Source organism: Bacteroidetes bacterium GWF2_43_63 (assembly GCA_001769275.1).
GTDB lineage: Bacteria > Bacteroidota > Bacteroidia > Bacteroidales > DTU049 > GWF2-43-63.
In genome coordinates, this window is sequence record MEOQ01000015.1 from 1 (window position 1) to 26,247 (window position 26,247).

20 protein-coding genes and 1 tRNA gene are annotated in these 26,247 nt (G+C 42.4%); 6 read left to right on the forward strand and 15 right to left on the reverse strand.

Features of this window, described 5'->3' with window-relative positions; all coding sequences use genetic code 11:
* Positions 1 to 423 precede the first annotated feature (423 nt).
* A tRNA-Lys gene (locus tag A2W93_05465) sits at positions 424 to 499 on the reverse strand.
* 172 nt (positions 500 to 671) lie between these two features.
* On the opposite strand from A2W93_05465, the gene A2W93_05470 reads away from it, so the two are divergent.
* Positions 672 to 1,478 carry a short chain dehydrogenase gene (locus A2W93_05470; protein OFY55466.1) on the forward strand — a complete coding sequence of 269 codons (807 nt, stop codon included), beginning with the start codon at positions 672 to 674 and terminating at the stop codon, positions 1,476 to 1,478.
* Between the two features lie 20 nt (positions 1,479 to 1,498).
* Positions 1,499 to 1,933 (forward strand): hypothetical protein, encoded by a 435-nt coding sequence (locus A2W93_05475; GenBank protein OFY55467.1) that lies wholly within the window; start codon positions 1,499 to 1,501, stop codon positions 1,931 to 1,933.
* 51 nt (positions 1,934 to 1,984) lie between these two features.
* On the opposite strand, the gene A2W93_05480 is transcribed toward A2W93_05475, so the two are convergent.
* The 4 genes from A2W93_05480 to A2W93_05495 form a co-directional block, all read right to left on the reverse strand.
* A complete protein-coding gene (locus tag A2W93_05480; GenBank protein OFY55468.1) occupies positions 1,985 to 2,899 on the reverse strand; it encodes a site-specific tyrosine recombinase XerD in 915 nt (304 codons plus the stop codon).
* Positions 2,886 to 4,898, reverse strand: coding sequence for an excinuclease ABC subunit B (locus A2W93_05485; protein ID OFY55469.1), 2,013 nt, complete (start codon positions 4,896 to 4,898; stop codon positions 2,886 to 2,888). The genes A2W93_05480 and A2W93_05485 overlap by 14 nt, the downstream gene beginning before the upstream one ends.
* On the reverse strand, positions 4,895 to 6,019 hold the full coding sequence (locus tag A2W93_05490) for a hypothetical protein (GenBank protein ID OFY55470.1): 1,125 nt from the start codon (positions 6,017 to 6,019) through the stop codon (positions 4,895 to 4,897). Before A2W93_05490 ends, A2W93_05485 begins: the two co-directional genes overlap by 4 nt.
* A gap of 74 nt (positions 6,020 to 6,093) precedes the next feature.
* The gene (locus A2W93_05495; GenBank protein ID OFY55471.1) at positions 6,094 to 6,768 is read right to left on the reverse strand and encodes a tRNA (guanosine(37)-N1)-methyltransferase TrmD; all 675 of its coding nucleotides are present in this window, start codon (positions 6,766 to 6,768) and stop codon (positions 6,094 to 6,096) included.
* An 892-nt stretch (positions 6,769 to 7,660) separates the two neighbouring features.
* Here A2W93_05495 and A2W93_05500 point away from each other — a divergent pair.
* Entirely contained in the window at positions 7,661 to 10,675 is a 3,015-nt protein-coding gene (locus A2W93_05500) for a hypothetical protein (GenBank protein OFY55472.1), read from the forward strand.
* A 78-nt stretch (positions 10,676 to 10,753) separates the two neighbouring features.
* Here A2W93_05500 and A2W93_05505 read toward each other — a convergent pair whose 3' ends face one another.
* From A2W93_05505 to A2W93_05515, 3 genes are read right to left on the reverse strand one after another with little or no spacing between them, the layout of a single operon-like run.
* Entirely contained in the window at positions 10,754 to 11,653 is a 900-nt protein-coding gene (locus A2W93_05505) for a hypothetical protein (protein ID OFY55473.1), read from the reverse strand.
* 29 nt (positions 11,654 to 11,682) lie between these two features.
* A complete protein-coding gene (locus A2W93_05510) occupies positions 11,683 to 13,017 on the reverse strand; it encodes a hypothetical protein (protein ID OFY55474.1) in 1,335 nt (444 codons plus the stop codon).
* A 12-nt stretch (positions 13,018 to 13,029) separates the two neighbouring features.
* Positions 13,030 to 14,691: a hypothetical protein gene (locus tag A2W93_05515; GenBank protein OFY55475.1), complete on the reverse strand. Its 1,662-nt coding sequence runs from the start codon at positions 14,689 to 14,691 to the stop codon at positions 13,030 to 13,032.
* 98 nt (positions 14,692 to 14,789) lie between these two features.
* On the opposite strand from A2W93_05515, the gene A2W93_05520 reads away from it, so the two are divergent.
* Complete coding sequence (locus A2W93_05520) at positions 14,790 to 15,509, forward strand: hypothetical protein (protein OFY55476.1); 720 nt, start codon at positions 14,790 to 14,792, stop codon at positions 15,507 to 15,509.
* A 330-nt stretch (positions 15,510 to 15,839) separates the two neighbouring features.
* Positions 15,840 to 16,175 carry a diguanylate cyclase gene (locus A2W93_05525; GenBank protein ID OFY55477.1) on the forward strand — a complete coding sequence of 112 codons (336 nt, stop codon included), beginning with the start codon at positions 15,840 to 15,842 and terminating at the stop codon, positions 16,173 to 16,175.
* A gap of 391 nt (positions 16,176 to 16,566) precedes the next feature.
* On the opposite strand, the gene A2W93_05530 is transcribed toward A2W93_05525, so the two are convergent.
* The 3 genes from A2W93_05530 to A2W93_05540 form a co-directional block, all read right to left on the reverse strand.
* The gene (locus tag A2W93_05530; protein OFY55478.1) at positions 16,567 to 17,601 is read right to left on the reverse strand and encodes a hypothetical protein; all 1,035 of its coding nucleotides are present in this window, start codon (positions 17,599 to 17,601) and stop codon (positions 16,567 to 16,569) included.
* Positions 17,602 to 17,628: 27 nt separating this feature from the next.
* On the reverse strand, positions 17,629 to 20,103 hold the full coding sequence (locus A2W93_05535) for a hypothetical protein (protein ID OFY55479.1): 2,475 nt from the start codon (positions 20,101 to 20,103) through the stop codon (positions 17,629 to 17,631).
* A gap of 96 nt (positions 20,104 to 20,199) precedes the next feature.
* Positions 20,200 to 21,933 (reverse strand): hypothetical protein, encoded by a 1,734-nt coding sequence (locus tag A2W93_05540; GenBank protein OFY55480.1) that lies wholly within the window; start codon positions 21,931 to 21,933, stop codon positions 20,200 to 20,202.
* 256 nt (positions 21,934 to 22,189) lie between these two features.
* On the opposite strand from A2W93_05540, the gene A2W93_05545 reads away from it, so the two are divergent.
* Positions 22,190 to 23,527 carry a hypothetical protein gene (locus tag A2W93_05545; protein ID OFY55481.1) on the forward strand — a complete coding sequence of 446 codons (1,338 nt, stop codon included), beginning with the start codon at positions 22,190 to 22,192 and terminating at the stop codon, positions 23,525 to 23,527.
* Between the two features lie 406 nt (positions 23,528 to 23,933).
* Here A2W93_05545 and A2W93_05550 read toward each other — a convergent pair whose 3' ends face one another.
* From A2W93_05550 to A2W93_05565, 4 genes are read right to left on the reverse strand one after another with little or no spacing between them, the layout of a single operon-like run.
* The gene (locus tag A2W93_05550) at positions 23,934 to 24,887 is read right to left on the reverse strand and encodes a hypothetical protein (GenBank protein ID OFY55519.1); all 954 of its coding nucleotides are present in this window, start codon (positions 24,885 to 24,887) and stop codon (positions 23,934 to 23,936) included.
* Positions 24,888 to 24,943: 56 nt separating this feature from the next.
* Positions 24,944 to 25,342, reverse strand: coding sequence for a hypothetical protein (locus A2W93_05555; GenBank protein ID OFY55482.1), 399 nt, complete (start codon positions 25,340 to 25,342; stop codon positions 24,944 to 24,946).
* A 6-nt stretch (positions 25,343 to 25,348) separates the two neighbouring features.
* The gene (locus A2W93_05560) at positions 25,349 to 25,774 is read right to left on the reverse strand and encodes a glyoxalase (GenBank protein OFY55483.1); all 426 of its coding nucleotides are present in this window, start codon (positions 25,772 to 25,774) and stop codon (positions 25,349 to 25,351) included.
* Between the two features lie 20 nt (positions 25,775 to 25,794).
* Complete coding sequence (locus tag A2W93_05565; GenBank protein ID OFY55484.1) at positions 25,795 to 26,247, reverse strand: hypothetical protein; 453 nt, start codon at positions 26,245 to 26,247, stop codon at positions 25,795 to 25,797.

A 26,247-nucleotide genomic window follows, 5' to 3' on the forward strand; every position in this document is an offset into this window, starting at 1 on the left:
CTGCCGGCGCAATTGAAACAGAAATAAGCAAAATCAAGGAACGAATCAGCAGTTTGCAGGATAAGCTGGCCGATAATCAGATTGGTATTTCAGATTACAGTTCAGCGAAACAAAGGTATGATGCGCAGTTGAGAGAATTACAGCAGAAATTGGGCAATATGGTTCAACTGAACAAGAATATTTATGATCAATTGACAAGCAGTTTTTCATTTCTGAAAGATTTACCGTCCCGATTTCGGGATGCAGGACTGGAAGCGCAACAGCGAATAATAGGTTCGATATTTCCCGGAAAGTTGTTTTTTTCAGAAAATAAAGTTCGAACCTCCAAAGTGAACGAAGTAGTGACTCTGTTTGCCAGTATCGGCGCACCATTCGGGAGAAATAAAAAAGGACGTTTCTGCGAAAAAGCAGAAACGTCCTTTGAGGTGATCCAGCTGGGATTCGAACCCAGGACCCCATCCTTAAAAGGGATGTGCTCTACCTGCTGAGCTACTGAATCCTTTCGTTTTGGGAGTGCAAAGATATAAAAAATTTTAATCGACCAAAATATTTTTGAAAAAGACGCAAAAAATGTTGGATTTATTTTTCAACACGCTATGTTTATGAACTTTCATCGGCTGATCACTGTTCACTTAAATATAAATTGTATAATTGCAGAAATTTGAGACCGGATGAGTTTGAAAGGTAAAGTAGTGATTGTTACTGGTGCTTCTTCAGGAATAGGGGAGGCTTTGAGCCGTCAGCTGATGAAAGGCGGGGCCAGACTTGTTATGGCGGCGCGCAATGATGAGAAAATGAAAGCCATTGCGGCTGAATTTCCTGATGCCGACGTATTGGTGGTGAAAGCCGATGTGAGTCGCCGTGAAGATTGCGCAAGAATGATTTCTGAGACCGTGAGCCGATTTGGAGGCATTGATGTGTTGATCAACAATGCTGGCATGAGTATGCGGGCTATTTTCGAAGATCTGGACTTGAATGTGATTGATCAGCTTATGAATGTAAATTTCTGGGGAACAGTCTTTTGCACACGCGAAGCCATTCCGCATTTGTTGAAATCAAAAGGCAGTGTGGTGGGAGTCTCTTCCATTGCCGGATTTCAGGGATTGCCCGCGCGAACTGGTTATTCGTCATCAAAATTTGCCATGCATGGCTTTCTGAATACGCTCCGTGTTGAAACGCTGAATCAGGGTTTGCATGTTATGATTGCCTGTCCGGGATTTACCGAGTCGAATATCCGAAATACCGCGCTGACAGCCGATGGAAGTCCGCAAGGCACAACACCGCTCGACGAAAAGCATCTGATGAGTGCTCAAGATGTCGCTAACAGAATTATTCGCGGCATCGAAAAAAGAAAACGCACTTTGGTTATGACAACTCAGGGAAAACTCGTAGTTTTGTTGGGGAAATTTTTCCCCAAGTGGGTTGATAAGATGACTTACAAGACCATGAAAAAAGAAAAAAATTCACCGCTGAAATAAAACCAATAAAATAGATCACTATGGCAACTGAAAAAATCAAAATTCTTCCAATGGAAGGATGCAGTCTGATAAGATTTGGCGCTTCTGAGAATGATGTAATCAATGTCATTGGCGAGCCCGATGAGCGCGAAAATATCGACGACGAGGATTACAACAGCGAAATCTGGTATTACGATGAAAAAGGCGTAACACTCTTTCTCGACGAGATGGAAGATGACGGATTGCTTGTGTCGGGCATCGAATTGGAAAATGACAATTTTGAACTCGAAGGTGTGTCCCTCATTGGAAAAACAATTGATGAGATTAAGGCGCTCGCCGAAAAACTCAAATACGGCGAAGCCGATGTCGAAAAAGAAGAGTGGGGCGAATTCCGTCTTTCATACGAAGACAAGCTGCTCGACTTCTACTTCGATGAGAGCAAAAAGCTCATCAGTGTGAGTCTGGGTATGGAATAACAGTTGTGCGAAGTATACAGCGCTGTGCGAAGTTTTAAAACTTCGCACAACTTACATATACATCGGATGGTGCTTCAGCACAACGTCGCGCAGAAATTCGCGACTTAGATGTGTGTAAATTTCTGTTGTAGTAATGCTCGCGTGTCCAAGCAATTCCTGTACAGCGCGCAGATCGGCACCGTTTTCAACCAGATGCGTTGCAAATGAATGTCTGAATGTATGTGGGCTGATGTTCTTTTTTATTCCTGCTGCTTCGGCCAGTATTTTCACCAGATTGAAGACCGATGCTCGTGTAAGCTGCTTTCCGCGCTGATTTAGGAAAATGAAATGTTCATGACTCCGTACAACAGGAAAAAATACACGACTTTTTTCAATATATAATTTCAATGCTTTTATTGCCTCTTGTCCGATGGGGACCAATCTTTCCTTGTTTCCTTTTCCGATCACACGAATGAATTCATCATCAAAATAAAGGTCGGCAAATGAAAGATTCACCAGTTCCGTCACTCGAAGACCGCATGCATACAAGGTTTCAATGATGGCTTTGTTGCGGTGCCCGTCAGCTTTTGAAAGATCAATGCATGTAAGCATTTTTTCAATTTCTTCAAGCGAAAGCACTGTCGGCAAATGTTTTCCAAGGCGCGGCAGCTCAATCAATTCTGTTGGATTTCCATTGGTGATGCCATCCATAAAACAGAAAGCAAAATACGATTTGAGTCCTGAAATAATGCGCGCCTGTGAACTTGGTGCCAGCGAAATATCACTCAGCCATTGCACAAAGGAATGAATATCATTTTTATTGATGTCGCGCAGTGGTTTATTCGAAGCTATTTGCTCGTTCCAGCGCATGAACAGGCCGACATCGTGAATATAAGCTTCTATCGAATGCTCAGACAGCGACTTTTCAAGCATCAGAAAAGTGGAGAAACTTCTCAGTACCGGATCAGTAATATTACGCGTTTTCATGCAGCAGTTTCTGTAATGCAAGCATCTCGTCGCGATGATGAGCCGCAGTGATGAAATCTAAATCCTTCGCGGCTTTTTCCATCTCTTTCTTTACTACAACAATTCGTTTCTTTAGTGCATCCTTCGACATGTAGGGCACAAGCGGATCTGCAGCGAGTTTCATGTCTTCCGGCTCAACATAATATTTCATTCCGACTTTGCGCGTTCCTTCGAAACCATCTCCCAGAGCTTTATGGACAGTGACCGGCGTAATGTTGTTTACCTTATTGTACTCAAGTTGTTTGGCCCTTCGTCTGTCTGTCTCCGCAATCATTTTCTGCATCGAATTCGTGGTTTTCATTGCATATAGAATCACACGACTTTTAATGTTGCGGGCCGCACGGCCTGCTGTCTGAATGAGACTTCGTTCATTGCGGAGAAACCCTTCTTTGTCTGCATCAAGAATGGCTACCAGTGTGACTTCCGGAAGATCAAGTCCTTCACGTAAAAGATTTACACCTACTACAACTTTAATATCTCCTCGCCGCAATTCCTGCAAAATGTCAATCCGGTCAAAAGTATCAACATCGCTGTGAATATATTTGCAGGGAATATTCAGCTCGAACATATATTTTGTAAGCTCTTCGGCCATACGCTTGGTCAGCGTTGTCACAAGTGTACGTTCATCATTTTCGATCTGAATCTTCACTTCATTGAGCAAATCATCCACCTGATTCACCGAAGGCCGCACCAACACTCTGGGATCAGGAATTCCGGTCGGACGGATAACCTGTTCGATGTAGGCGCCTTCGCATTTCATAAACTCATAATCAGCGGGCGTTGCCGAAACAAAAATAGTTTGATTCAGCAAAGCCTCAAACTCATCAAATTTCAATGGTCGGTTGTCCATGGCCGATGCCAGGCGAAATCCGAAATCAACGAGAACTTGTTTACGAGAGCGGTCACCACCATACATACCACGCACCTGCGGGATGGTTGCATGACTTTCATCAACAACCAGAAGAAAATCATCCGGAAAGTAATCCATCAGACAATAAGGTCTGGAGCCGGGTTTACGGCCATCGAAGTAACGCGAATAATTTTCAATCCCGGAACAATAGCCAAGTTCCTTCATCATCTCAAGATCATAATTCACGCGATCTTCAAGACGCTTGGCTTCAATATCTTTTCCTATTTGTCGCAGAAAATCGCACTGACCGCCAAGATCAACATATATCTCGTTCAGCGCAGAAGCAAGTTTATCCCGGGTAGTCATAAAAATGCTGGCTGGGAAAATTCGCAGCGCATCCATTTTTTCTCCACTTCGGCCGGTTACAGGATCAAACGATGAAATGGTCTCTATTTCATTATCGAAAAAAATGATGCGATAAGCAGTGTCGGCATAAGCAGGATAAACATCCAGAGTGTCGCCTTTAAGCCTGAAATTTCCTCGTTTCAACTCAATGTCATTGCGCGAATACAAAGCTTCTACGAGCGCATTGATAACAAATTTCACCGACTTCTTTTCACCGGTTTCAATCTCCAGTACATGCGTTGAAAAGTCTTGTGGATTACCGATACCGTAAATGCACGAAACCGATGAAACCACAATTACATCTCGTCTTCCGCTCAGCAAAGAGGATGTGGCGCTCAGTCGAAATTTCTCAATTTCCTCGTTTATACTAAGATCTTTTTCAATATAAGTATCCGAAATCGGAAGATATGCTTCAGGCTGATAATAATCGTAGTAGGAAACAAAATATTCAACGGCGTTCTCCGGAAAGAATTGCTTGAACTCAGAATATAACTGGGCTGCGAGCGTTTTGTTATGACTAAGCACGAGTGTTGGCCTGTTCACATTGGCCACCACATTGGCGATGGTGAAAGTTTTCCCCGATCCGGTCACGCCCAGTAAGGTCTGAAATGGCTCTCCGTCATTAAGTCCATTGGTCAGCTGACGAATGGCTTCGGGTTGGTCGCCAGTCGGGACAAAGTCGCTTATGAGTTCAAAATTTTTCATTTCTGATTTCTTCTGAATCTGCCACTGATGGGAAAATGATCACTGTAATGTCTTCCAAAGACTTTAAATTCGGCTGATTCAAAGCCATCTGGATAGAAAATATAATCAATCCGATACGAAGGAAATGGGCCGTTGTATGTTTTGCCCATGCCTCGGCTGCCACTCTCGAGAAAGGCATCTTTTAATTCACCACGCAATTTTCGATATGAATAAGAAACAGGTGTGTCATTAAAATCACCGGCCAGAAATACCGGATAATTACAGGAATCGATGTGGGCAGCGAGTATTTCAACCTGCTTCGAACGGGCTACAAATGCGCGTTTCAGCTTGCGGGCTGTTGATTTCGATTTCACCTGGATTTCGCCATTGTCATCTCCATTTTCATCAAAAAGACTCTCTTCATTTTCGGTAAAACCAATCGATTGCAAGTGAACATTATAAACTCTTACAGTATCATCATTCACTTTCAGGTCGCACCACAGTGCAAAAATATTACGTGCAGTATTATCCGGTGTGCGCACTACGCCTTGATTGAGCAGCGGAAACTTTGTAAATGTAATCAGACTCAGGTAAGTGTCGGTGGTTGAATCAGCATACAACGAAGTCGCGTAATTGTTGAATTGGCCAGCTTGCATGAATGGTTCGCAATTTTTCCCCGTGTATTTTTCACGCAGATAAAATTCCTGAAAGCAGGCTACATCAGGGCTTTCGGATTGTATTACATCAAGCAGCGAATCAATTGTAATGATACCGGTTGTATCGTAAATACCCATCAAATGGACGTTCTGGGATAGCAGCGTGATGTCCGTTTCATTTTTAGAGAATGCATTGGAAGTTGGAGTAACTTTCAAGGTATGTTTACATGGGCCGATTCCACAAATAAAAACCAGCACCGGAAACATTGCTTTTTTAAAGCTGAATAAAAGCATGATACCAGCCATTATCAGTGTCAGCAGCGCGATGTAGGGGTAGGCGAGTCCGAAGAATGACGGAATCCAGAGGTTGGATGGATTGAATAAAGGCGAAATGATGGCAATGAGTAAAATGAAAGACATTGCAAGCGTTGCTATCCAGAGGATACGCTCAAAAATGCCGGTTCGTTTTGTTGCTGCCTGTGCCATTTATTTTTATATAGTACAAAAATAGTAATATTTCATACCCCTCGAAGGGTTTCAAACCCTTCGAGGGGTAATTATTAATCCAGCAAATCCGGCCGGCGTTTCCTGGTGCGCTCAAGCGATTGTTGCTGGCGCCATTCGCGAATGTTTTTTTCATGGCCCGACATTAAAACATCCGGCACTTTCAAACCGCGGAATTCCGAAGGGCGTGTATAGACTGGTGCTGAGAGCAGTCCGTCCTGAAACGAATCGCTGAGTGCTGAAGTTTCATCGTTAAGTGCGCCCGGAATCAGACGAATGATTGCATCAGCTACAACACAGGCTGCAAGCTCACCGCCGCTCAGTACATAGTCGCCGATGGAGATTTCGCTGGTAATAAAATGTTCGCGCACCCGTTCGTCAAGCCCTTTGTAGTGGCCGCAAAGCAGAATAATATTCTCATTCATGCTCAGTCGGTTGGCTATGGATTGCGAAAATTTTTCTCCGTCAGGAGTCATAAAAATAATTTCATCATATTTTCTGACAGCAGTCAATGATTCAATGGCATCTACCACTGGTTCAGCCATCATGACCATTCCGGCGCCGCCCCCAAACTGATAGTCATCGACCCGCAGATGTTTGTCTTTCGAAAAATCGCGGATGTTGTGAATATGAATTTCGACCAGACCTTTTGCAACCGCCCTTTTTACAATGGACTCGGCAAAAGGTCCGGTGAACATTTCGGGGAATAATGTGAGAATATCGATGCGCATAATCAGGACAAAAGATAATAGTAAAAAGACAAAAGTCGAAAGACAAGATAAAAGACAAAAGTAGGAAGATAAAAGGAGAATGGCAAAAAAAGCACAAGGTTCAACCCGCAACGCATACGGCATGGCCAAGCTTTGCTCTCACCCTCGCCTTGTCCGCCGCGGCGGATTTGTTTCCGACCTTCCAGAGTGACGACTGCGTCACGTTTCACGTGAAGTCTCCTGGAAGAGTCGGAGAAATGAAGCACAAGCCTTAACCCCGCTGTCATTCAGAGACCACCAGCAAAACGCGTTTTGCAACCTGTCACGATAGCTATCGTGAAAAAAATGACACAAAAGCTGCTGTCACGCTGAGCCCCGCCGCTGTCATGCTGAGCGGAGTCGAAGCACGAACAGCGGGATAAACTCCGTCGAAGTGTCGGCAGCGAAAATCAACAAAAAATAAGTCTGTAGTATAGGATCAGATCCCGGCTCGGAGACCGGGAACTTCAGTAGACTTGTTTGTTGATTTTCAGAATTTTAAGCACTTGTGTCATTAGCAGTGTTTGAAGAACAGACTTTTAAACATCAGACTTCAAATGTATCGAAGAACGACAGCGGGGTTTAACAAGTCGCACTTTCCTGCCCGCTGCGAAGCTGGCGGGGATACGATGAAAACTCCTGAAGCATAATGCTGAATAGTTCATCACTCAGTGTGACAGATGTTTTTTGGGCCTGCTGTCTCCTTCGATATGTCGCATGCTGTTTTTTGTAAAGCGCTATGGGAGCGACTTCCGATAGCTATCGGAACAGAATGACAGCAGGTTATGATCGGACGCTAAAATGTCGGGAAAGATATTGCCACTAACAATCCAACGCAGAGAGATTGCTTCACGTGAAACGTGACACAGTCGCAATGCACTCAGGTTGGATTGACGCCTGTAACGAAAAAGAACACAAGTTTCAGAAAATCACGATAATAATCGGATATTGTTTATATTTGAACCTCAATATTATGAAGTCAGGAATATTTATATTATTACAACTCATATTTTTTACTTGTTTTGCACAGCAATACAGCTATCGCCATTACACCATATTTGACGGATTGCCGCAGAATCAGGTGACACGTGTTTATCAACGAGGCGACGGCATACTATTTTATTCCACAAAAGGTGAAGCTGGTGGATTTGATGGAAACAGGTTCCGTAATTACAAGGATAAATATATTTCTGAATCCGCTCTTCAGGGTTTTTTGGGCGTTGGGAAGAGTATTTATTGGTACACTCAGAAAGCACTTGTCAGGTTTGAAAGCAAGCAGTCATATTTGATTGCCTCTTTTGATTCAATCCCGATTCACAGCATAAAGCTCAATGTAAGACTAAAAGAAGTTTATGTCATTTTCGAATCGGCATTCATGGTTTTTAAGCCTGGGTGCAAAACTTTTATTTACAAAAATGATAGTTTGAAATGGCTCTCCGACGTTGACCGGATTCCAGGAAGCAGCGACTTTTTATTATCTACCTTTAGTGGCATTCATCGCCTCAATAAAAGGAAGGAGCTGACAAAACTTATTGAAGGACAAGGAGCCCAAATACTTTCATTCAGGAACAAATTAATTTTTCAATTCATAAGAGAAGAGGGTAAATACCCGGAGTTTGGCGGAATTTATTCCTATGATGGAGAAGAATTGCAAAAGATTTACGCTTTCGGAAATAATGTTCCGGGAGGAGTTCTGACTAAAACTGCAAACGATCAGATGATTTTTGTCCAGAATAATTCAACGTGGATCCGCATTGATACCAGCGGGCACGTTGTTGACAGCGATTCTATTCCGGATGTAATCCTCACCGATATCATTGAAGACAGCAACGGCCATTTATTTATTGGGTCAGAAAACGGCTTGTGGCATCAGCAATCATATGCTTTCCGTAATTACGACTGGCGTTCCACCATGCCCCGATATGTATGGAGTATATTTGAAGACAAGGATTCCTCACTGGTTTTTGCAACCTATCACGGACAGCTTTTTAAAATGAAAAACAACATTCTTTCCGAAGTGAAAGGATATCGTGAATCGATGGCAGCCAACGAAGTTTTTTATATGCAGGGGTTTTGCAATTCGCTTGGACAATGGATGATTCCTACCAACTACCGAATCTTCGTTTACGACCACGGGAAAGTAAAATTTCTGCCGCTGTTGCATGAAGGAAATTTCAGCACTTGTCTGGCCACCTACGAAGATGCTGCAAATCACACCGTGTATTTCGGCACTACAAATGGCTTATTTATATATGACCTTATTTCAGAAGTGCTAAAACGAATCGATACAAAAGGCGGCAATACGCTGGCCATTGAAAAAGACAAGCACGGGCATTTATGGATTTGCACGAATAAAAATGTGCTGTTGCTGAAAAATGATTCTTCATTTAATGTCGATGAGAGTCCGGTAAACACTGGAGTTATATCATGTCGTAAAGACCCGCAAGGTAACATGTGGTATGCAAAAAAGGACGGTTTGTATTTTTATAACTACAAACGTCATTTAAAAATATGCGACGGTCATTTTTATTTTATTTCACTGTGGAAGAACAGTAAAATTATTGCCGGCGGAATTGAAGGAATTACCGTAATTGATCTTAAAAAACTCTATAATCACAATCGCTCAGCCCTTCAAACATTCGACAGATTCAATGGATTCATTGGAATTGAATGTGGTCAGAATGGAACATTGATCGATTCGCGCGGCAATGTGTGGATACCAACATCGGAAAGCGTGGTGCAATTTAAGCCTGAGCGTGCGATGTACGATACGAATGCGCCCATGCCCTATTTTGTATCGTTTGAGTATAGTTCAATAGATCTGCTTTGGAAAGAAATAAGCATTCCCTGGCTGCGCGATGATATATTGTTTGAGTTGGAGCCTAAACGAAACAACATCCGGATTGTTTTCGATGGGCTTGATTATATCAGCAGGGAGCGCATCACTTTTCGCTATCGCTTACTTGGATACAGCGATATTTGGAAAGAGTCCAAAAGTAATGAAGCTGTTTTTACAAATCTTAGCCCGGGAAATTACAAATTTGAATTGTTAGTGGCCAACGAAAACGGCTACTGGAGCAAAACTCCAAGGGTGCTGTTATTCCGGATTAAACCCGCATTGGTTCAGACAATTGGTTTTAAAATTTTTATTATTCTGCTGAACCTTGCAATTATAGTTGGAATCGTTTTTCTCATAATGCGAAAAAAGCAAATCAGGAAAGACAAGGAAAAAGAAGTCGAGCGGGAACTGGTTGCCATGCAGGTAAAGACCATCAATGCGCAGCTTGATCCTCATTTCATTTTCAACACCATCACCGCCATTGGCAGCGAAGTGCAGGAAAAAAATCACGACAAAGCCTATGCTTACTTTGTAAAAGTATCGCAATTATTACGGAATTCATTAAAAAACTCTGATAAAATTACCCGTACGCTCGATGAAGAAATGCAATTTGTTTCAAATTATCTAAGCTTACAGAAATTCAGATTCGAAGACAGGTTCAGCTACGACATTTTCATTGATCCTAATGTGAATCTTCAGATCACGGTCCCAAAAATGTGTGTTCAGATTTTTGTTGAGAATGCCATGAAGCATGGAATAGAGCAGCTTGCAAGTGGTGGATTACTCAAAATTTCTATCAGTAAAAATGAAAAGGGCAATATCTTTATGATCGAAGACAATGGAATTGGTCGTGAAGCTTCGGCGAGATTAGTCACACATTCCAATGGTCTTGGACTGCAGGTTTTCAAAGAGTTTTTTGAAATAATGAATCGATATAATATCGAGATTGCATCATTTGTAATTCATGATTTGTTTGATGAAAAGGGAAAAGCAATCGGCACACGCGTTGAGCTTTTTATACCCGACGATTATTCGTATGTGATTCAATAAAACTTTGGGCACGCGCCAGGACTCAAAATTGCGTTTAGCGTCAAAAACAATTTTCCATGCGAAGCTCCTTTGAAAACATCACAAAGCAACAACCTGCTTATAGACCTCCAACGTTTGGGTAAGAATTCCACGAACTGCTTTATCGTTTGTAGAATAGCCGCTGGTGCGGGTTGTGACTTGTCTCAGTACCAGGACGTCGACCCCTTGTTCTGATGAAAATTCTTTAAGCATATTCTGAGTGCGGAGTTGAATTTTTGAGAATTTATTTTTCAATTCAAACTCAGGTTTAAAAATCAACACCGTATAAAAATATGGAAAATCAGTCGCGCCGACTTTATTGATGGAAAGTTGGCCATAGCATCCAAGAAAGGCTTCAGGAGAGCCATCCATGGTGAGTTTTAGTTTCACTTCTTTTGGATACATGGCTTTTGTTTTAGCATTTTCGGCCAGCAAAGTCAGGTATCCAACTTTTATTGATTTGTTCAGTTCAGTTACTATGTCGGCAGCTTTCATGCAATTTTTTGCGTAAATTAAAACTCTTGAAGCCATGTCGTAACGTCTGAAACCAGATAAAAAATGCGGAATGAACAGTATCAGAAAATTGCCACCGAAGAAAGATACGTTCTGATCGTTTTCTTCTATGCCAATAATTACAATAAAAAAACCGACCACCAATACAACAAAAAACAGCAGCCCTCCCAAACACGAAGTCACCTCAAAACCGCTTCTGTCCCAGCGTCTGAGCTTTCGGTCCATGCTGATTATTTCTTCAATCTGTTGTCTGGTCGATGATTTCCATTCTGTGTTGTGATGAAATCGTTCTATATGAAGGCGCGAATCGACGCCTTTATTCAGCATGAGAAGCGATGCACATGCTATCAGAACGGCGCCAGCAAGGAAGTTTCCGGTGACAAGCTGAAGCACAATTCCACCCCCAAAGATGGCAATAAAAAGAATCACCCGAAGCGAATTCGACATGCGCGGAAAAAAATGGAAAAATAGTTTTTTCATAGGACAGCTTGTGTTATGTTCGATTTCCGTGGCTTTAGCAAACGACTGTCATGGTTGCAATCGACACGATAAAACAGGGGACAGGCACCCTGACAGATTGCCAGACTATCGCACTCCGTGCAGATTTCAGGTGCTGATTTTTTATTTCTTATTTCGGTTGAACGATCCGAAAACCAGATGGAATTGAAGTCGTGTGTAAGCAAATTTCCAAGTGGTTCATTCCATGAAGAGCATGGTAAAATATTTCCACCCGGATCCACCGACAGCAATCCATCGCAGGCAGCGCAACCTTTGTTGCCAAGCCCTTCCGTAATTGTATTAAAAATGCAAAGCGGAGTGGGTGAGTACCACATGAATTCAATTTTCCGCTTTGCTGCAGCAGCATTTACGGACCGGATTATTTCGCCTGCTTCCGAATACTGCAGCAGGTGCATTTCGTTTGCCAGTGCGCTTCCTGTAGGAATGATCAGATTCATGCTGAAGCGCTCTGCCTTGAGTTGTTGTTTTAGAAACTGAGGTAATTCAGCTGCTTCATGCATATTTTGTTTCGAAAGTGTGGTATTTGTATGCGTGCGGATATTGTTAGAATTCAGCACTGCAACAGCGTTTAATGCATTTGCAAAACTACCCGGAATGCCTGTAATACTTTCATGTGTACTTTGAGTGGTACCTTCCAGACTTATTTGTGCGGAGTCAAGTCCTGATCTTTTAAACTCGGCAGCCATGCTTTCATCGATTAAAAAACCATTGCTGATGAGATTTACGCGCATATCCAAACTTTTAGCATAAGCAATTAATGCCGGAAGATCTGCTCGCAAAGTGGGCTCACCACCTGTAAAGCTGATTGAAGGAACTTTGGCCTGGTAGCGGATTTTTTGAATGATTTGTTTGATTTCATCAGAACTCAAATCGTGCGAATCGGTGGTGCAATCATGATTTATACCGGCATAGCAAAACGAACAACGCAGATTGCATTTTCCGGTAACAGCAACTTCACTCAAAACCGGAAGTGACGTGAAAGGAGCTTCGAATGCGGACTTCACAACAGCCTGATTTTGTGTCCAGAGGTCAAGATTGCCTTCCAGCGATGATTTTACAGCATTCAGAAATGAAAGCAATTCAGTTAGCTGAACTTCGTTTTTCCCGATTTGAGTGAGCAACCCATCAATGCTGTATCCATTTAATAGTCTGTGCAAAATCAATGCACCCGAAGGATTGAGCTTCTGTACATGGTTGGGCTTTTTGATCAGCATATTATCATCTAGTCGTACCTCAATATAAGGCCGCACATTGGCGATGAATTCTTTAACCCAAATAAAACGCTGATCCATATTCGTCAGTTATTAATGTGAACCACCGCTTACGCAGGCGCTGTGACAAGCCGAATGACATGCACTGTGACAGGCTGAGTGACAAGCACTGTGGCACGCGCTGTGGCATGCATCGTGGCAGGCCGCATGACAAGCGTTGATATCCGGAATAATGTCCGAATGAATGCTGTTGTAAACCACATGATCGGTATTGACCGGAAAATACTGCTCATAATGCGTCGGATTCATCACTCCGCGATAAGTGAAGTATGGATGATAATACATATAATAGCGATTCCACGTGTTGTAGAGCGGATCAGATTTATCCTCCATAAAAATCTGCTGCGAAGGATTTGACTTTTCATAATCATCCGTTTTCGATTGAATGAGTTCACTGTAGTATTTTTTCGTGGCCTCGACATCGGCATCCCAGGCCTTTTCACGAATGTTGGCTATAGCTTTATTCATGATTGCATTCAGCTCTTCCTGCGAAAAAACGCCATCATCGCTGAGCGCATTGAAAAATAATTCTTCATAATCATTGTCAAACGCAAGCGGTTTATCAATGATTTGCACAGTGAGCGGATCATTTTTCAACACTTTTAAATATTGTTGTGATTCGAAAGCTGCAAGCATTGAACTGAAAATTTTCTTGATTGGAAACTCAAGATAGAAGGCGATTTCAACATAATTCAGATTGTCACAGATTTTTCCGGGAATGCTGTAAGTAGCCATTTCTATTTTGGGCGGAATCCAGTTTAGTTTGTCCCAGCCAAGACTTTCTGCATTGTCCCTTGCATTTGCAAGTCCTTTGTTTTTAAAAATGAAATACAATGCAAAAATCAGAAGCAGCACCAATGCAAGAACTCCCAGCGTTTGCGGATTGATGGCTTCAAAGCTGGGAGAATAATCATTGTAATTGTAATAACCGTCTGTATTGTCAGTTGCAGCGTCGTCTGAAACCAGTTGGTATGGCTTCACTTGCGTTGAATCGAACCAATTCGCAGGCATGTAAATTTGCACTCTTGGCGAGAAACTGTATTCAGGAGAATTTTTATTTACAAGCATCAACAAGCGACCGGCTTCTTTGATCTGGAAATCGATTTCATAACTTTCGTTCATCCACTTCTCGGTCATGATGAGACTGTCGGCATACACCCGCTCGCGCACATTTGTAGCAAAATCAGGTTTAAAAGGGGTTAAAATTTTCAGCGTGTAATGATCCATGCCGGTGGCATCGGAATCCCATTCAGTAGGCGCCCAATCAAAGAAAATAAGATTTTTTCCATCAGCAGAAGTAGTAGTTCCCAAATAACCTGCTGATGCAAAATCGGTTTCAAACCAGAAAAAGTAGGTCACAAAACCGCTTCCAACGCCCTTTCCATCTGCCAGAATGATATCGTATTTTCCGTCACCCATGTTGGTTATTGATAGACCGTAGTTATTTCCGCGGCTGTCAACCGCATAATTTTTATCGGAGAATGACGAGATTTTCAGGCGGTCGAGGCCGCTGAAATAGAAGCCATGCAATTCGCCTTCAACCACAGTGTAGCGGACGCAATAGCCAATTACAGCTTTGCCATTGGCTTGCAGGTCAACCGTACATTCAATAAAATTGACATTTCCGGTTCCGGCAAAAAGCTGAGCGGCAAATAAAAACAGCAGAAGCGAAATTTTAAATTTCCTCAGATTCATGGATTATTTCTTTGAAGCAAAAATATGATTTTTCAGGATGATATTTCAAGAATTAATATTTATATATTTGCTGTTGGCGAAAATAAATAAACAGATCGATGTTAAAGGTAATTCTGGTTGATGATGAAGCCAAAGCTCGCAGAAGTCTGGCTCTGTTGCTTGAGAAAATCGGCAACGTTCAGGTTATTGCCGAAGCATCCGATGCCCAGGAAGGAATCAGAGCTATAGCGATGAATCAACCGGACATAGTTTTTCTGGATGTGAAAATGCCCGGCATGAGCGGGTTTGACATGCTAGACTCTATTGACAAAATTGTTTTGCGCGAATTTGGAGTGATTTTTCTTACTGCCTATGATGAATTTGCCATCCGCGCAATAAAATATTCGGCATTTGACTATTTGTTGAAACCGGTTGATGAAGCAGAACTCAGAGAAACAATCGATCGGTATTTGTCCAATAATCATCCATTGCAGGATTATGATGCGTTGAAGACCGCGCTGAATCAAAATACCAAGATTAGAATCCGCACTGCTCTTGGCTTTGAATATATCAATGCGATGGATGTTATTTACATAGAAGGCGACGGAAATTACTCCAAATTTGTTCTATCGAAAGACGACATACGGACTGTGAGCCGGACATTGAAAGACATTAGCAGTGAATTGCCGGAAGAATTCCTGAGGATCCATAAAAAATACTATATTAATAAGAGTTATTTAGTTTCTTTAAACCGGTTTGATCATGAATGTTTGCTTGAAAAAGACTCAGTTCAATTTAGAGTTCCTGTTTCAGTCAGGATGATGAAGAATGTTCGCTAGTTATAGTAATACGTATTGAATAATATAGATTTTTAGATTATTGATTCAAATATAATGTTAATATTTGACGCTTACAGCTATTAAGTATACGAATACTAAAAACATGATGCGTAAGTATTGACATTTCTAAATTTCTGATTAATTTTACAGCACTGATTCTCTCACAGATCGCTATTAAAATAGTGTATTTGGAATAAGTGGAGAAATTTACTTATATCCTGATTCTGATAGTTTATAAAGTTTACACCTCCGGGGCGCAAGTTTCGGAGGTTTTATTTTGCCATATTCCGATTATAAAATCATCGTATCTTTGAAAAAAATTCAGAGACAATGATACAGTGGTACGATGAACTTCCTTTTGCAATTACAGTGTCGGACAGGGAAGGCAATATAGTTTACATGAACAACCGATCAGCTGCGACATTTGAAAAATATGGCGGCAGAAATTTACTTGGGAAATCGCTGTTTGGCTGCCATCCGCAGCAGGCATCGGATAAAATAAGGGAAATGATGCTGAGTCATGAAACCAATGCATATACAATTGAAAAAGAAGGCGTGAAAAAGATGATTTATCAGAGTCCCTGGTACGAGAACGGAGAAGTTGCCGGCTTAATAGAATTATCGCTTGTGCTGCCCGAAAAGATGCCTCATTTTGTGAGAAAATAAACGAGGACTTCTCAAAACGAAGTCTTCTCCAAAAACAACATTCCACCGTCCGATGCGACGAAGGAGCTGAAGGACATGGAACCGTTGTTTTTGCTATTGTTACGACGGTTCCGGCTTAAAAGCATGGAAGAATTCCCTATCATCGGCCGGAACGGTGGAATGTCGTAGCAAACCGTTATTTTGATATTTTATCGCTTAAAAAAAATGACGAAGCAAATCACTTCGTCATTTAAACTTTCTTGTTTAAGATTTTCTGGAAAATCTGAATGAATTTACTTCAAACTTCTTCTTTCCTTGTTTTTCTTGATCGGTCTGAATGCACGGATTGTTCATGATTTACGAATGTGTCTTCACTTCATCCTTCAAACTTCCTTGTTCCTTGTTCAATATTCTAATAGAGCGTTCTGCTCCTGGTTTTATTCTGAACAATATAGCGAACCATAATTTCAAAGCCACCTTTACCGCTGGTTGCATTGGCAAGTTTGGAAACATTGATATCGTAGCTCAAACCGAAAGCCAGATCATTAAGTTCTATTAAAGCATGAGCAATTACTGCATCACCAGTGCGAAAATGACCACCCAGCGACAGATAAGCATCGTTGATGAATCCGGTGTATTTTGATTGTTCACGCAGTGTGTAGCGCGCCATTAGTCCAGGCACAATTTCTTTCTGTGTGCCCTGTACCTGTACAAGAACGGTCGGAATGAGTGAAGTATTGGTCCCGCCAAGTCCAATCTGAGCTTTGCCATGAGCAGAAATGCGCATTCCAAGCTTTTCGTCGGAGTTTCCAAAAAATTCAAATGACGGCTGATTAACATGACTCACCGAAAAACCAGCATTCGCCTTCAGTCCATCATTCGATGACATATTTGTTGAATTGTGAATCATCGACCAATTCATTCCAAATCCAAAGTCAGCATAGGTAAATGACTGAAAAGCAAAAGTCTCATTACTTGGCAGGGCACCATCATAGCCCGAAACGCCGTCGTACTGATTGTCCCACATCATTCCACCCTGATCGATTGACCTTTGTCCAAAGCCGCCATACAAACCTGCAGAAAGCAATTGCTCGTCGCTGATGCGCAGATGATAGGCGATATTGAGATTGCCAATCAGGTTACTGAAATTGAGATCACCGGCCACATCATTAAAAACATTGACGCCCAGAGCCAGAAATCCGCTTTTACCTGCAGCGTTTGAAGTAACGGGTGCATCGTATGAAATGGCATACGTATTATATGCATTTCCAATCGAACGCCATTGATTTTTGTAGTTCAATGCAATCCGGTGTGAGCCGTCGAAAAATCCAGCCAATGACGGGTTCACCATGAGCGGTGCATCGTTGTACTGGCTGAAATGTATATCCTGAGCCGAGACTGATGCAGCGAACAGAACCATAAAAATCCAGTTGATCGTCTTTTTCATTTGGGAGAATTTGTTCAAAATTAATAATTATCTGACAAGTGTAATATTACCGTGAATCTCAGACTGCGAAGCATCGACAAAAGTTGCTTTCACATAAAAGACAAACACTCCCGGGTCGAGTTCATTTCCTTTGTAGGTTCCATCCCAGCCGTAATCCATCGATGCGCTTTCGAAAATCTTTTCTCCCCAGCGGTCATAGATTATGAATGTCAGGTATTCAACACCTTCGCCGCGAACAAAGACTGCATCGTTGTTTCCGTCACCGTTGGGTGAAAAAATGTTGGGTACCCAAACATGAGGAATAAAGCACAAATCATCTGATTCAATGATACTGGCCTGACGAATCCAGCCACAGCTGTTTGCGTCGGTCACTGTAACGCTGAAAACTCCGGGAGTCAGTGCAACAATTGAGTCTGTATTTTCGCTGTTGCTCCACAAAACTGAGTAGGGCAATGTGCCACCGGAAATTTCAACCCAGGCCGCTCCATCGTTGAGATCTATACAGGTTTCATCGGTTGAGAAAATGTTTACAACAGGCGTTTCATAAATGGAAATGCTGGTCGTATCAGCATCGCCACATGATCCCGAAATGGTGTAAATAATTTCGTGATTGCCTTCGCCTGCCGTTGCCGGATTGAAAGTTCCTGCTGCAGCATTGGTTATTCCAGTGCCGCTCCAGGAGCCACCTGCATCGACGGAGGTCAGATTAAGCGCACTTTCATTATCACAGAAAGGACCTGCAGCACTTATTGTAGCATTGGCAACAGCAATAACAGTTACCGGAATCGAGGCCGTATCGCCGCAAGCGCCAACAATTCCATAAGTGATTGAATGTGTGCCAACTCCTGCTGTAGCAGGATCAAATGTTCCTGTTGAAGTGTTCGTTATTCCGGTTCCGCTCCAAATACCACCTGCATCTGCAGCATTCATATTAATGGCAGCATCAAGTATACAGAAAGGACCTGCCGCAGCAATGGTCGCATCGGCGCTTTGTGTTACATTGATGGTGACAGTATCCGCATCGCCGCAATTGCCGGAGATATTATAAATAATTTCGTACGAACCGGCACCTGCTACTCCCGGATTGAATGTGCCATTTGTTGTATTGGTTATTCCAGTTCCGCTCCATAAGCCACCTGGATCACTTGCAGAAAGGTTTACAGCAGCATCGGCCGAACAAAAACCGGGTGCAGAAATGATGGTTGCGTCGGCCCAGGGCTGCACCGTTACCTGGATATTATCGGTTGCCGGACAAAGGCCACCATTGGTAACGGTAACTGAATAGTTTGCGCTTGAAGCAACCGTAATCGTTTGAGTGATTGCAAAATTCGACCAAAGATATCCGTTGCCGGATGTTCCGGCGTCAAGTATCAGTGATTCGCCCTGACAGATGGTAGTATCGGCTCCCAGATTGACAACCGGCACTGCAACAACATTAATATTAATGGCATCGGATGCGGTGCAGGTGCCTGCAGACACAGTGACACTGTAGGAAGCGCCGGTATTAACCGTAATTGACTGACTGCTGCTGCCCGTACTCCATGTGTAGGATGTAAAACCGGGGCCGGCATTGAGTGTGACACTTGAACCACTGCAGATGGTAGAGTCATTGCCCAGATTGATTATTGGTGCACCGCGCGTGAGTCCGTAGGGCAGCTGACTGAAATTATTCCATCCAATTATGGCGGCGTGACTAAGCGGAATGCCAGAAACAATTGAAGCGCCAGCCATATTGTACCATTCTGTTGATGGTGCTGTGTACCAGTTTCCAAGACTTTCCCAGATGCCATCAGCTGTTTGGTCATAATAAACATTCATGTTTACAGCATCTGTACCTGCGGTTCGATTAATCTGATGATAGAAAAACGGATTAACCAAACAAATGACTGCTTCTTTCATCGTGCGGTCATAGCCTTCAGAAGTTGCATCCAAATTGGCCATGCGAACAACATAGGTGTTTGCAGCTGCCGAAGCGGGGGTCAATTCAACAGGTCTGTAGCGGGTTGTTCCGGTACTGGAACCGACTGGAAATAAATAAGTAGCAGCCTGAGCTGTGTTTCGCGAAAGCAGACCGCCATTGTTGCTACTGACAAATCCCGTAGTTCGCTGAATGGCATTGGTAGCTGCATTGGTAACAAACATCGTATAAATATTGGTCGCCAGTTCCCGGTCATTCAGATTCAGCACCCCAGTTGTAGTCTGGTTTATGGTCTGTGTCTTTATCCCGGTACCAAGTAAAGTCAGATTGAAGAATGATGTAGAAACGCTTCCAGAGAGGTTTTGAGCAGCACCTTCGAGCGATACCAGACCAGTGAAAGCGTTAAAAACACTGTTGTTGATCCAGTTGCCATTGAGATGAATATTGCCATAACCATTTATTGTGGCGTTGTTCGTCAGGCTACCAGTGATGTACACATTGGCCGCAGACGCAGCAGCAACATTGATGGTTCCGGTTTGATTCTGCAAGTCGCCATTCACTTGAACAACAGCGCCTGGATTCATTTGAACCGTAGAGCCACTGTTATAGAACAGCTGTGCAGATAACAACAATGGAATAAATACTACTATTATTAAAACAATAACTGTTCTCATAACAGACTATTTATTAATGTTTTGATTAATTCTTATATTATTCCGATCAATAGATTTAAATGATTGATCAAAGTCGTAAATAGTACTATGGGTTTCAATTTGAGGACTATTCATTAGAGTTCTCATTTCTTGTTTCTTTGCTTCGTCAATTTTCAACTGATTCATGATTTCAGGACTGATTTCATAGTTTTCTTCCATTTCAGCAATTCTGCCTAAAGCCAGCCAGTTAAAATTCAATGACTGGTCTTTTGATACAATAGTAAACCCTTTATTATCCTGAGACTTGATATAATAATCAGCGTCGGGCGACAATACAGTTATCATCACAATAGGATCTGCTACGAAAGAATTGTTGCTAAATTCCGAGGAATAATTAATTCTGGTTTCTCCTGATGACACGCTAATAGTACCGAATTCATTAACTTCCATATTTTTTTTAATACTACTTACTTCATTTGCAAGATATTGAACACCTGCCAGTGTTAATGTCGACAAAGAATAAACATCAATGCCGCCGAAGGCATTATCCTGTAAATAATCTGGTGTTTCATCCAGAATTAATCCAACATGGTAATTATAACGAGTTTTCTGTTCTTCACCATCAACGATTTCATTATTTTCGTTATTAAATTTATATAGACTTGGCTTCATTTTCATGATGTCTTCCATTGCAAAACTGTAAAGATCAGAGTCAAATGAAACTATATCTCGTTTCAATTCTCTTCTAGAAACAGCAGTAGCAGTTTGATAATAAAGAGCATACCAGTAAATAGTATTGGTTCCCAAAAACCCCCACCCGCCAAAGGATGGAGCCAAGGTTGGTTCATTGGCAATATTGTTCATGTGAATACTTTTTTGAGCTGCATTACTGACGAAAAACACACTTGAGCCAGAAACATTCAAGCCTGGATTAATATTTGATGCACCATAGATTTCTGCGGCAGGATATGTAGAACCATATGTTTCAACAAGCAGGCCCGGCATGGAATTACCAACCCCCCAGACTCCAACAGCAGTGCTGCCAATTCCATTCCCGTATATACCAGCCCCTAATCCAGATGCAGTATTAGATGTGTTTTCGCCCCAAACGCCAACACCAATACCAGTCCCGTCAAAATATCCACTCACTCCTGAGGGGAAATAGCTGGAGTTTGTGTTAGTCCCTAAGTGCTGACCTGAAACAGCAGCATATAAATTGGTACTTGCAGAATTTAAACCGAAAACCCCACCTCCATATATTCCAGAATGCTCAGCATTAAGTCCAGCTGTTGGATTTGTCGATGTACCATTTGCAATACTTATTTTAATTGCATTTGGAGTTGTTGTAGCAGGCACTCCTGATGTGACATTAACAGCTACACTTCCTGCATCAGCGGTGATGCTTCTCCCAACTCCGTTACCACCACAGTCATAAGCTCCATCGAGTGTTACACAAGTCGGCGCACTGGCAGCTCCAACCTGCACCCATTGAGATCCGTCCCAGTAATAGAAACCTGCCGTCATGGCTCCACCAGTATTAAAAACCAGCAGACCTGTAGCTGGTCCGGCAACGGGTGTTGTACCGTTTGTGGCTGCAACCAGAGTTACTCTGGGGATCAGCAGACCTTTGTCGGTTGCAGTCAGATCAAGCAGTGCTGATGCGACCGGAGTGGTTGTCCCTATCCCGACATTATTCTGTGCTTTAGCAGAAATAAGCGACAAAGTGCTGAAAATCAAGCTGAGAAGGAAAATTCGTTTCATAAATTATTTTTTTTGCTAAGATAACAACTAATGAAACCCATGTCAATCTGATATTCAATAATTCATAAATTTGCCATCGAAATGGGGTTAACAATTGGTTATCTCTGTGTTTAAACAGCATGTAAGAGGAATACCTGATTTTTGAATTCATCGATTATATTTCAGAATTAAAGGGATTTCACTTTATATTGATTGACCAAATTTGATAACCGAAATAATTTTCCAGCCATTGGGCTCGTAAGCAAAGAAAAAACAAATGAAAACACTGACTTTTGTTTTTGCATTTATTCTCATACTTAATTGTCAGGCACAAACTGACAGCATTCGTCATGAAAAAAATGACACCATCAAAGGCATGCGCTGGGCATTCCTGCCAGTTGCTGCTTTCGATTCAGATCTTGGATTGAAATACGGAGCCATTGTAACTGCTTATCAGTTTGGCGATGGATTGTTGTATCCGGACTATATTTACAACATCAGTTACGAATTTGACCGCACTACCAAAGGGGCTGTTAGTAGTCAATTGTTTTTCGACAGCGGTAAATTGATGAAGCGCGGCAAGCATAGAATTGTAGCTGATTTCAGCATTATTCATGAACAAGCTACTGACTTCTACGGCTTTAACGGTTCTGCATCGACTTATACAAATGCATTTGAAGATGAAAATTCGGACCGGTACATTAGCCGTATGTATTATAAGTTCGATCGCAATTTACTGCGACTCACTGCCGACTGGCACGAACAGCTGAACGACAACTGGGTTGTTTTTGGTGGTATTCATCATTACGGTTACAAGCAAAAATCGGTTGACATTGACAAACTGAATAAGGGCAAAGATGCAGTTGATATGTTGCCGGACACAATCACCTTGTTTGATTATTATTCCGAAGTTGGCGTGATTGATTCAGTTCAGGCCGACGGGGGCAATGTCACTGCAATCCGCGCCGGCATTGTGTTTGACACGCGCGACGTACAGTTCAATCCTACAAAAGGTCATTGGCTCGAAGCATTGATTGCAGTAAGTCCGAAGCTTCCATGGGTTGAGTCGCCTTTTGTAAAAGCATCGGTGATTTTGCGGAACTATTTACCATTGTACGGCAAAAAGCTGACACTGGCTTCGCGACTGGCCTGGCAGGATGCATTGGGCAAGCAGGCCCCGTTTTATTATATGTCGTATGTCTCGCAGTCGTTTTGCAACAACACCATCGCAGAAGGACTTGGCGGTGCAAAAACATTGCGGGGCGTGTTGCGCAACCGCATCTGGGCGGATGGATTTTTTTACGGGAATGTTGAATTGCGCTGGAGCGTGGCCAATTTCAGAGCCATTAATCAGAAAATTGAAATAAAACTGAGTCCGTTCTACGATTTTGGAATGGTGACCGATCCGGTTAATTTTTCATTACCGGAATTGATGTTGAATAATTATCCACCTTTGTCACTCACAACTACAAAAGACACCTGGCATCATGGAACCGGAGCAGGTGTGCATTTCATCATGAACGACAATTTTATTCTGTCGGTTGATTATGGCTTCAGCCTGAAATCAAATGACGGCAGCAAAGGATTGTATCTGGGAACGGGATTTTTGTTTTGAAACAGCTTTCAGCTCTGGGCCTGAGCTGAGGGGGAAGCAATGTCACGGATGACATATCCGCGCCATTGCAAAGAGTGTACTTCTTCAACGCACTCAGGTCGCTTCACGTGAAACGTGACACAGTCGCGACGCAGAGAGGTTAAAGAAGGGGGCTGTTTCTCATTAGGTTAAGCAGCTTTCAGCTGAAAGTGCTGAAGTAGTTAGATGTCATATATATTGCCGCAATTATTCCCACATTCGCGAAGCGTCATATTTTCGCATCATCGTATTATCGCATCATCGCTACAGTATTTTTATTGTCACTCGTATTCACACATTATGCGACCGTGTCACGTCTCACGTGAAGCATCACATGAACGAAGTGGAATTTAATCCGCAGAAGGCGGATCATTTCCACATCTGCTTATCAGCATTCAATTGAGAAAATATCCGAAACGACTTCTTCGTACTCATCAAAAGTTTTTGTCTTTTTGATTTTTTTCAAAACCTTGTGCGGATCATTGAAAGATTTGGAAAAATAGTCCCAATATTCTTTCATAAAGCCAATTGCTGAGAGTTGGTCGTTCATTTGTTTACGATAGCTCAGATACAATTCTTCAACAAAATTGCGAAGATGTTTCTTCTGATCCACGGGCAAAGACAGTCCTTTGATTCTGGCTGGTAGAAATGGATCCGACAAAAGACCACGGCCAATCATCCAGGTATTGATATCAGGAAACTGACTTTCAGCAGCATTAAAATCGTCGGTTGTAAAAATATCGCCATTATATACAAGCGGCGTTTGGAGCTGATTTGCGACATGTCCAAACTTTTCTTTATCAACACTACCTTTATATAATTGTTTTCCTAGGCGCGGATGAATGATGAGTTCTTTCAAAGGAAACCGGTTGAAAACCGGCACCAGTTCATCGATTTCATCAGATGAAAAATATCCGAGACGACATTTAATTGAAAATGGGATATGTATTTTATTAAAAATATTTTCAAGAATTTCACTCACCATTGCCGGGTAGGGAAGCAATCCGGAGCCGCGTTTTTTGCTGGCTACCTGCGGAAAAGGACAACCCATATTCCAGTTCAGTTCGGTAAATCCAAGTTGCTCAATATGATTTGCGAAGCGAATTATTTCATCGGCATCTTTACTTAAAATCTGCGGTATGACCGGAATTCCGTTTTCGGAAACAAAGTTCAGCTCGTTGATTTTTCGCGATGGAAGTTTCTTTTCGTTATTGATGCTGGTAAAATAAGGCGTATAAAATGCATCGATTCCGGAAAAATGTTTTGCGTAGCATGACCGAAACACCTGACCGGTAATGCCCTGGAAGGGAGCGAGGTATATTTTAATTTCATTTTGAATCATACGCCTGATAATAGTTGATTTCATGTATAGGCATTACGTGTAATGCCTCTGCATAATCAATCAATATTTACATCCGCAAAAGCAATGATATAACCGTCCGGATCGGCAACATAGCCTGCGCGGTGATTCCAGTCGCGGGCGCTGACTTCGCTGATGACTGGTGCACCAATGAATTCGGCATATTTGATTGCTTCATCAGCATCATCGACCATCAGATACAATTCAGCTCCGGGAAAATTATCTTTCTGCAAACCAGCAATGGCAGGGCCGAGCAGACGTTTGATTCCCTGCACAGGCATGAGTCCGAGTTTGCAATTTTCGCCGAGGCGGAATTCGGTCATTCCCTGAACATCGAGTATTGGATCGGCCTGCAGCAATGCCTTGTAAAAATCGCGGCTTTTGTATTGGTCCTCGACATAGAGGATGATTTGGGTTTCTTTGATTTTCATAGACAACTATTTTTATTTCAATGGGAACGAAATTTTCCACTGAATGCCAAATTTGTCGGTAAAAGCGCCATACAGGTCGCCCCAGAACATGGCTTCCAGCGCTTGCTGCACTGTGCCTCCGACAGATAGTTGTTCAAAAATTCGTCTGGCTTCCGTTTCGCTGTCGGGCGAAATCATGATGGACATATTGGTTCCAATTACCACTTCTTTTCCTCCGAAAAAATGCGCAGCGTCATCGCCCATGAGCATGGTGTCGCCACCAATTGGTAGTCCGACATGCATTACTTTGTTTGCAACTTCAGCTGACAATGGTTCTTTCGCAGGCATGTCGCCGTAATGACCAAGATAATTGAATTCGCCACCGAAAACAGATTTATAAAAGGTGAAAGCGTCTTCGCAGTTTCCGTTGAACGTGAGATAGATGTTGGTTGTTGTCATAGAAAGCTGATTTTGATGGATCAGTGTTTTGATTGTTCAATTTTTGCATGATCGTCGAGATACAGTGGCAGAGCGGCAGAGCCATACCATTGAAATATTTCAGCTTCAAAAATTTCCTCCCGGATGGTTGGATCGTTCTGAAGCATTTGCAGAACCTCTTCTTCCGATGTTGTGTTGAAAATAAACAGGCCTCTGAATTTTTGATCGTTTTTAGCAAAAGGCCCGGCGACAATCAGTTTCCCTTCGGCAGAAAGCCGGTTGATGTTTTCCATGTGACCGTTGAATAATTCATTCAGACGAACAGAATCGGTAATGACAGTCGGTCCGGTTTTCAAGATCACGAAAGTGTACATTTTCATTCCGTACTCATCGGCACCCAGACTATCGGCCAGCGCTTTGTCGTATTCCTGTGCTTTTGTAAAAACAGAAGACAACAATAAGCAGAAAAGCAAAAACAGATTTTTAATTTTCAT

Coding starts and splice junctions, on each gene's coding strand:
- A2W93_05470 (OFY55466.1), top strand. CDS start 672: ATGAGTTTGAAAGGTAAAGTAGTGATTGTTACTGGTGCTTCTTCAGGA.
- A2W93_05475 (OFY55467.1), top strand. CDS start 1,499: ATGGCAACTGAAAAAATCAAAATTCTTCCAATGGAAGGATGCAGTCTG.
- A2W93_05480 (OFY55468.1), bottom strand. CDS start 2,899: ATGAAAACGCGTAATATTACTGATCCGGTACTGAGAAGTTTCTCCACT.
- A2W93_05485 (OFY55469.1), bottom strand. CDS start 4,898: ATGAAAAATTTTGAACTCATAAGCGACTTTGTCCCGACTGGCGACCAA.
- A2W93_05490 (OFY55470.1), bottom strand. CDS start 6,019: ATGGCACAGGCAGCAACAAAACGAACCGGCATTTTTGAGCGTATCCTC.
- A2W93_05495 (OFY55471.1), bottom strand. CDS start 6,768: ATGCGCATCGATATTCTCACATTATTCCCCGAAATGTTCACCGGACCT.
- A2W93_05500 (OFY55472.1), top strand. CDS start 7,661: ATGCACTCAGGTTGGATTGACGCCTGTAACGAAAAAGAACACAAGTTT.
- A2W93_05505 (OFY55473.1), bottom strand. CDS start 11,653: ATGTCGAATTCGCTTCGGGTGATTCTTTTTATTGCCATCTTTGGGGGT.
- A2W93_05510 (OFY55474.1), bottom strand. CDS start 13,017: ATGGATCAGCGTTTTATTTGGGTTAAAGAATTCATCGCCAATGTGCGG.
- A2W93_05515 (OFY55475.1), bottom strand. CDS start 14,691: ATGAATCTGAGGAAATTTAAAATTTCGCTTCTGCTGTTTTTATTTGCC.
- A2W93_05520 (OFY55476.1), top strand. CDS start 14,790: ATGTTAAAGGTAATTCTGGTTGATGATGAAGCCAAAGCTCGCAGAAGT.
- A2W93_05525 (OFY55477.1), top strand. CDS start 15,840: ATGATACAGTGGTACGATGAACTTCCTTTTGCAATTACAGTGTCGGAC.
- A2W93_05530 (OFY55478.1), bottom strand. CDS start 17,601: ATGAAAAAGACGATCAACTGGATTTTTATGGTTCTGTTCGCTGCATCA.
- A2W93_05535 (OFY55479.1), bottom strand. CDS start 20,103: ATGAATCCAGGCGCTGTTGTTCAAGTGAATGGCGACTTGCAGAATCAA.
- A2W93_05540 (OFY55480.1), bottom strand. CDS start 21,933: ATGAAACGAATTTTCCTTCTCAGCTTGATTTTCAGCACTTTGTCGCTT.
- A2W93_05545 (OFY55481.1), top strand. CDS start 22,190: ATGAAAACACTGACTTTTGTTTTTGCATTTATTCTCATACTTAATTGT.
- A2W93_05550 (OFY55519.1), bottom strand. CDS start 24,887: ATGATTCAAAATGAAATTAAAATATACCTCGCTCCCTTCCAGGGCATT.
- A2W93_05560 (OFY55483.1), bottom strand. CDS start 25,774: ATGACAACAACCAACATCTATCTCACGTTCAACGGAAACTGCGAAGAC.
- A2W93_05565 (OFY55484.1), bottom strand. CDS start 26,247: ATGAAAATTAAAAATCTGTTTTTGCTTTTCTGCTTATTGTTGTCTTCT.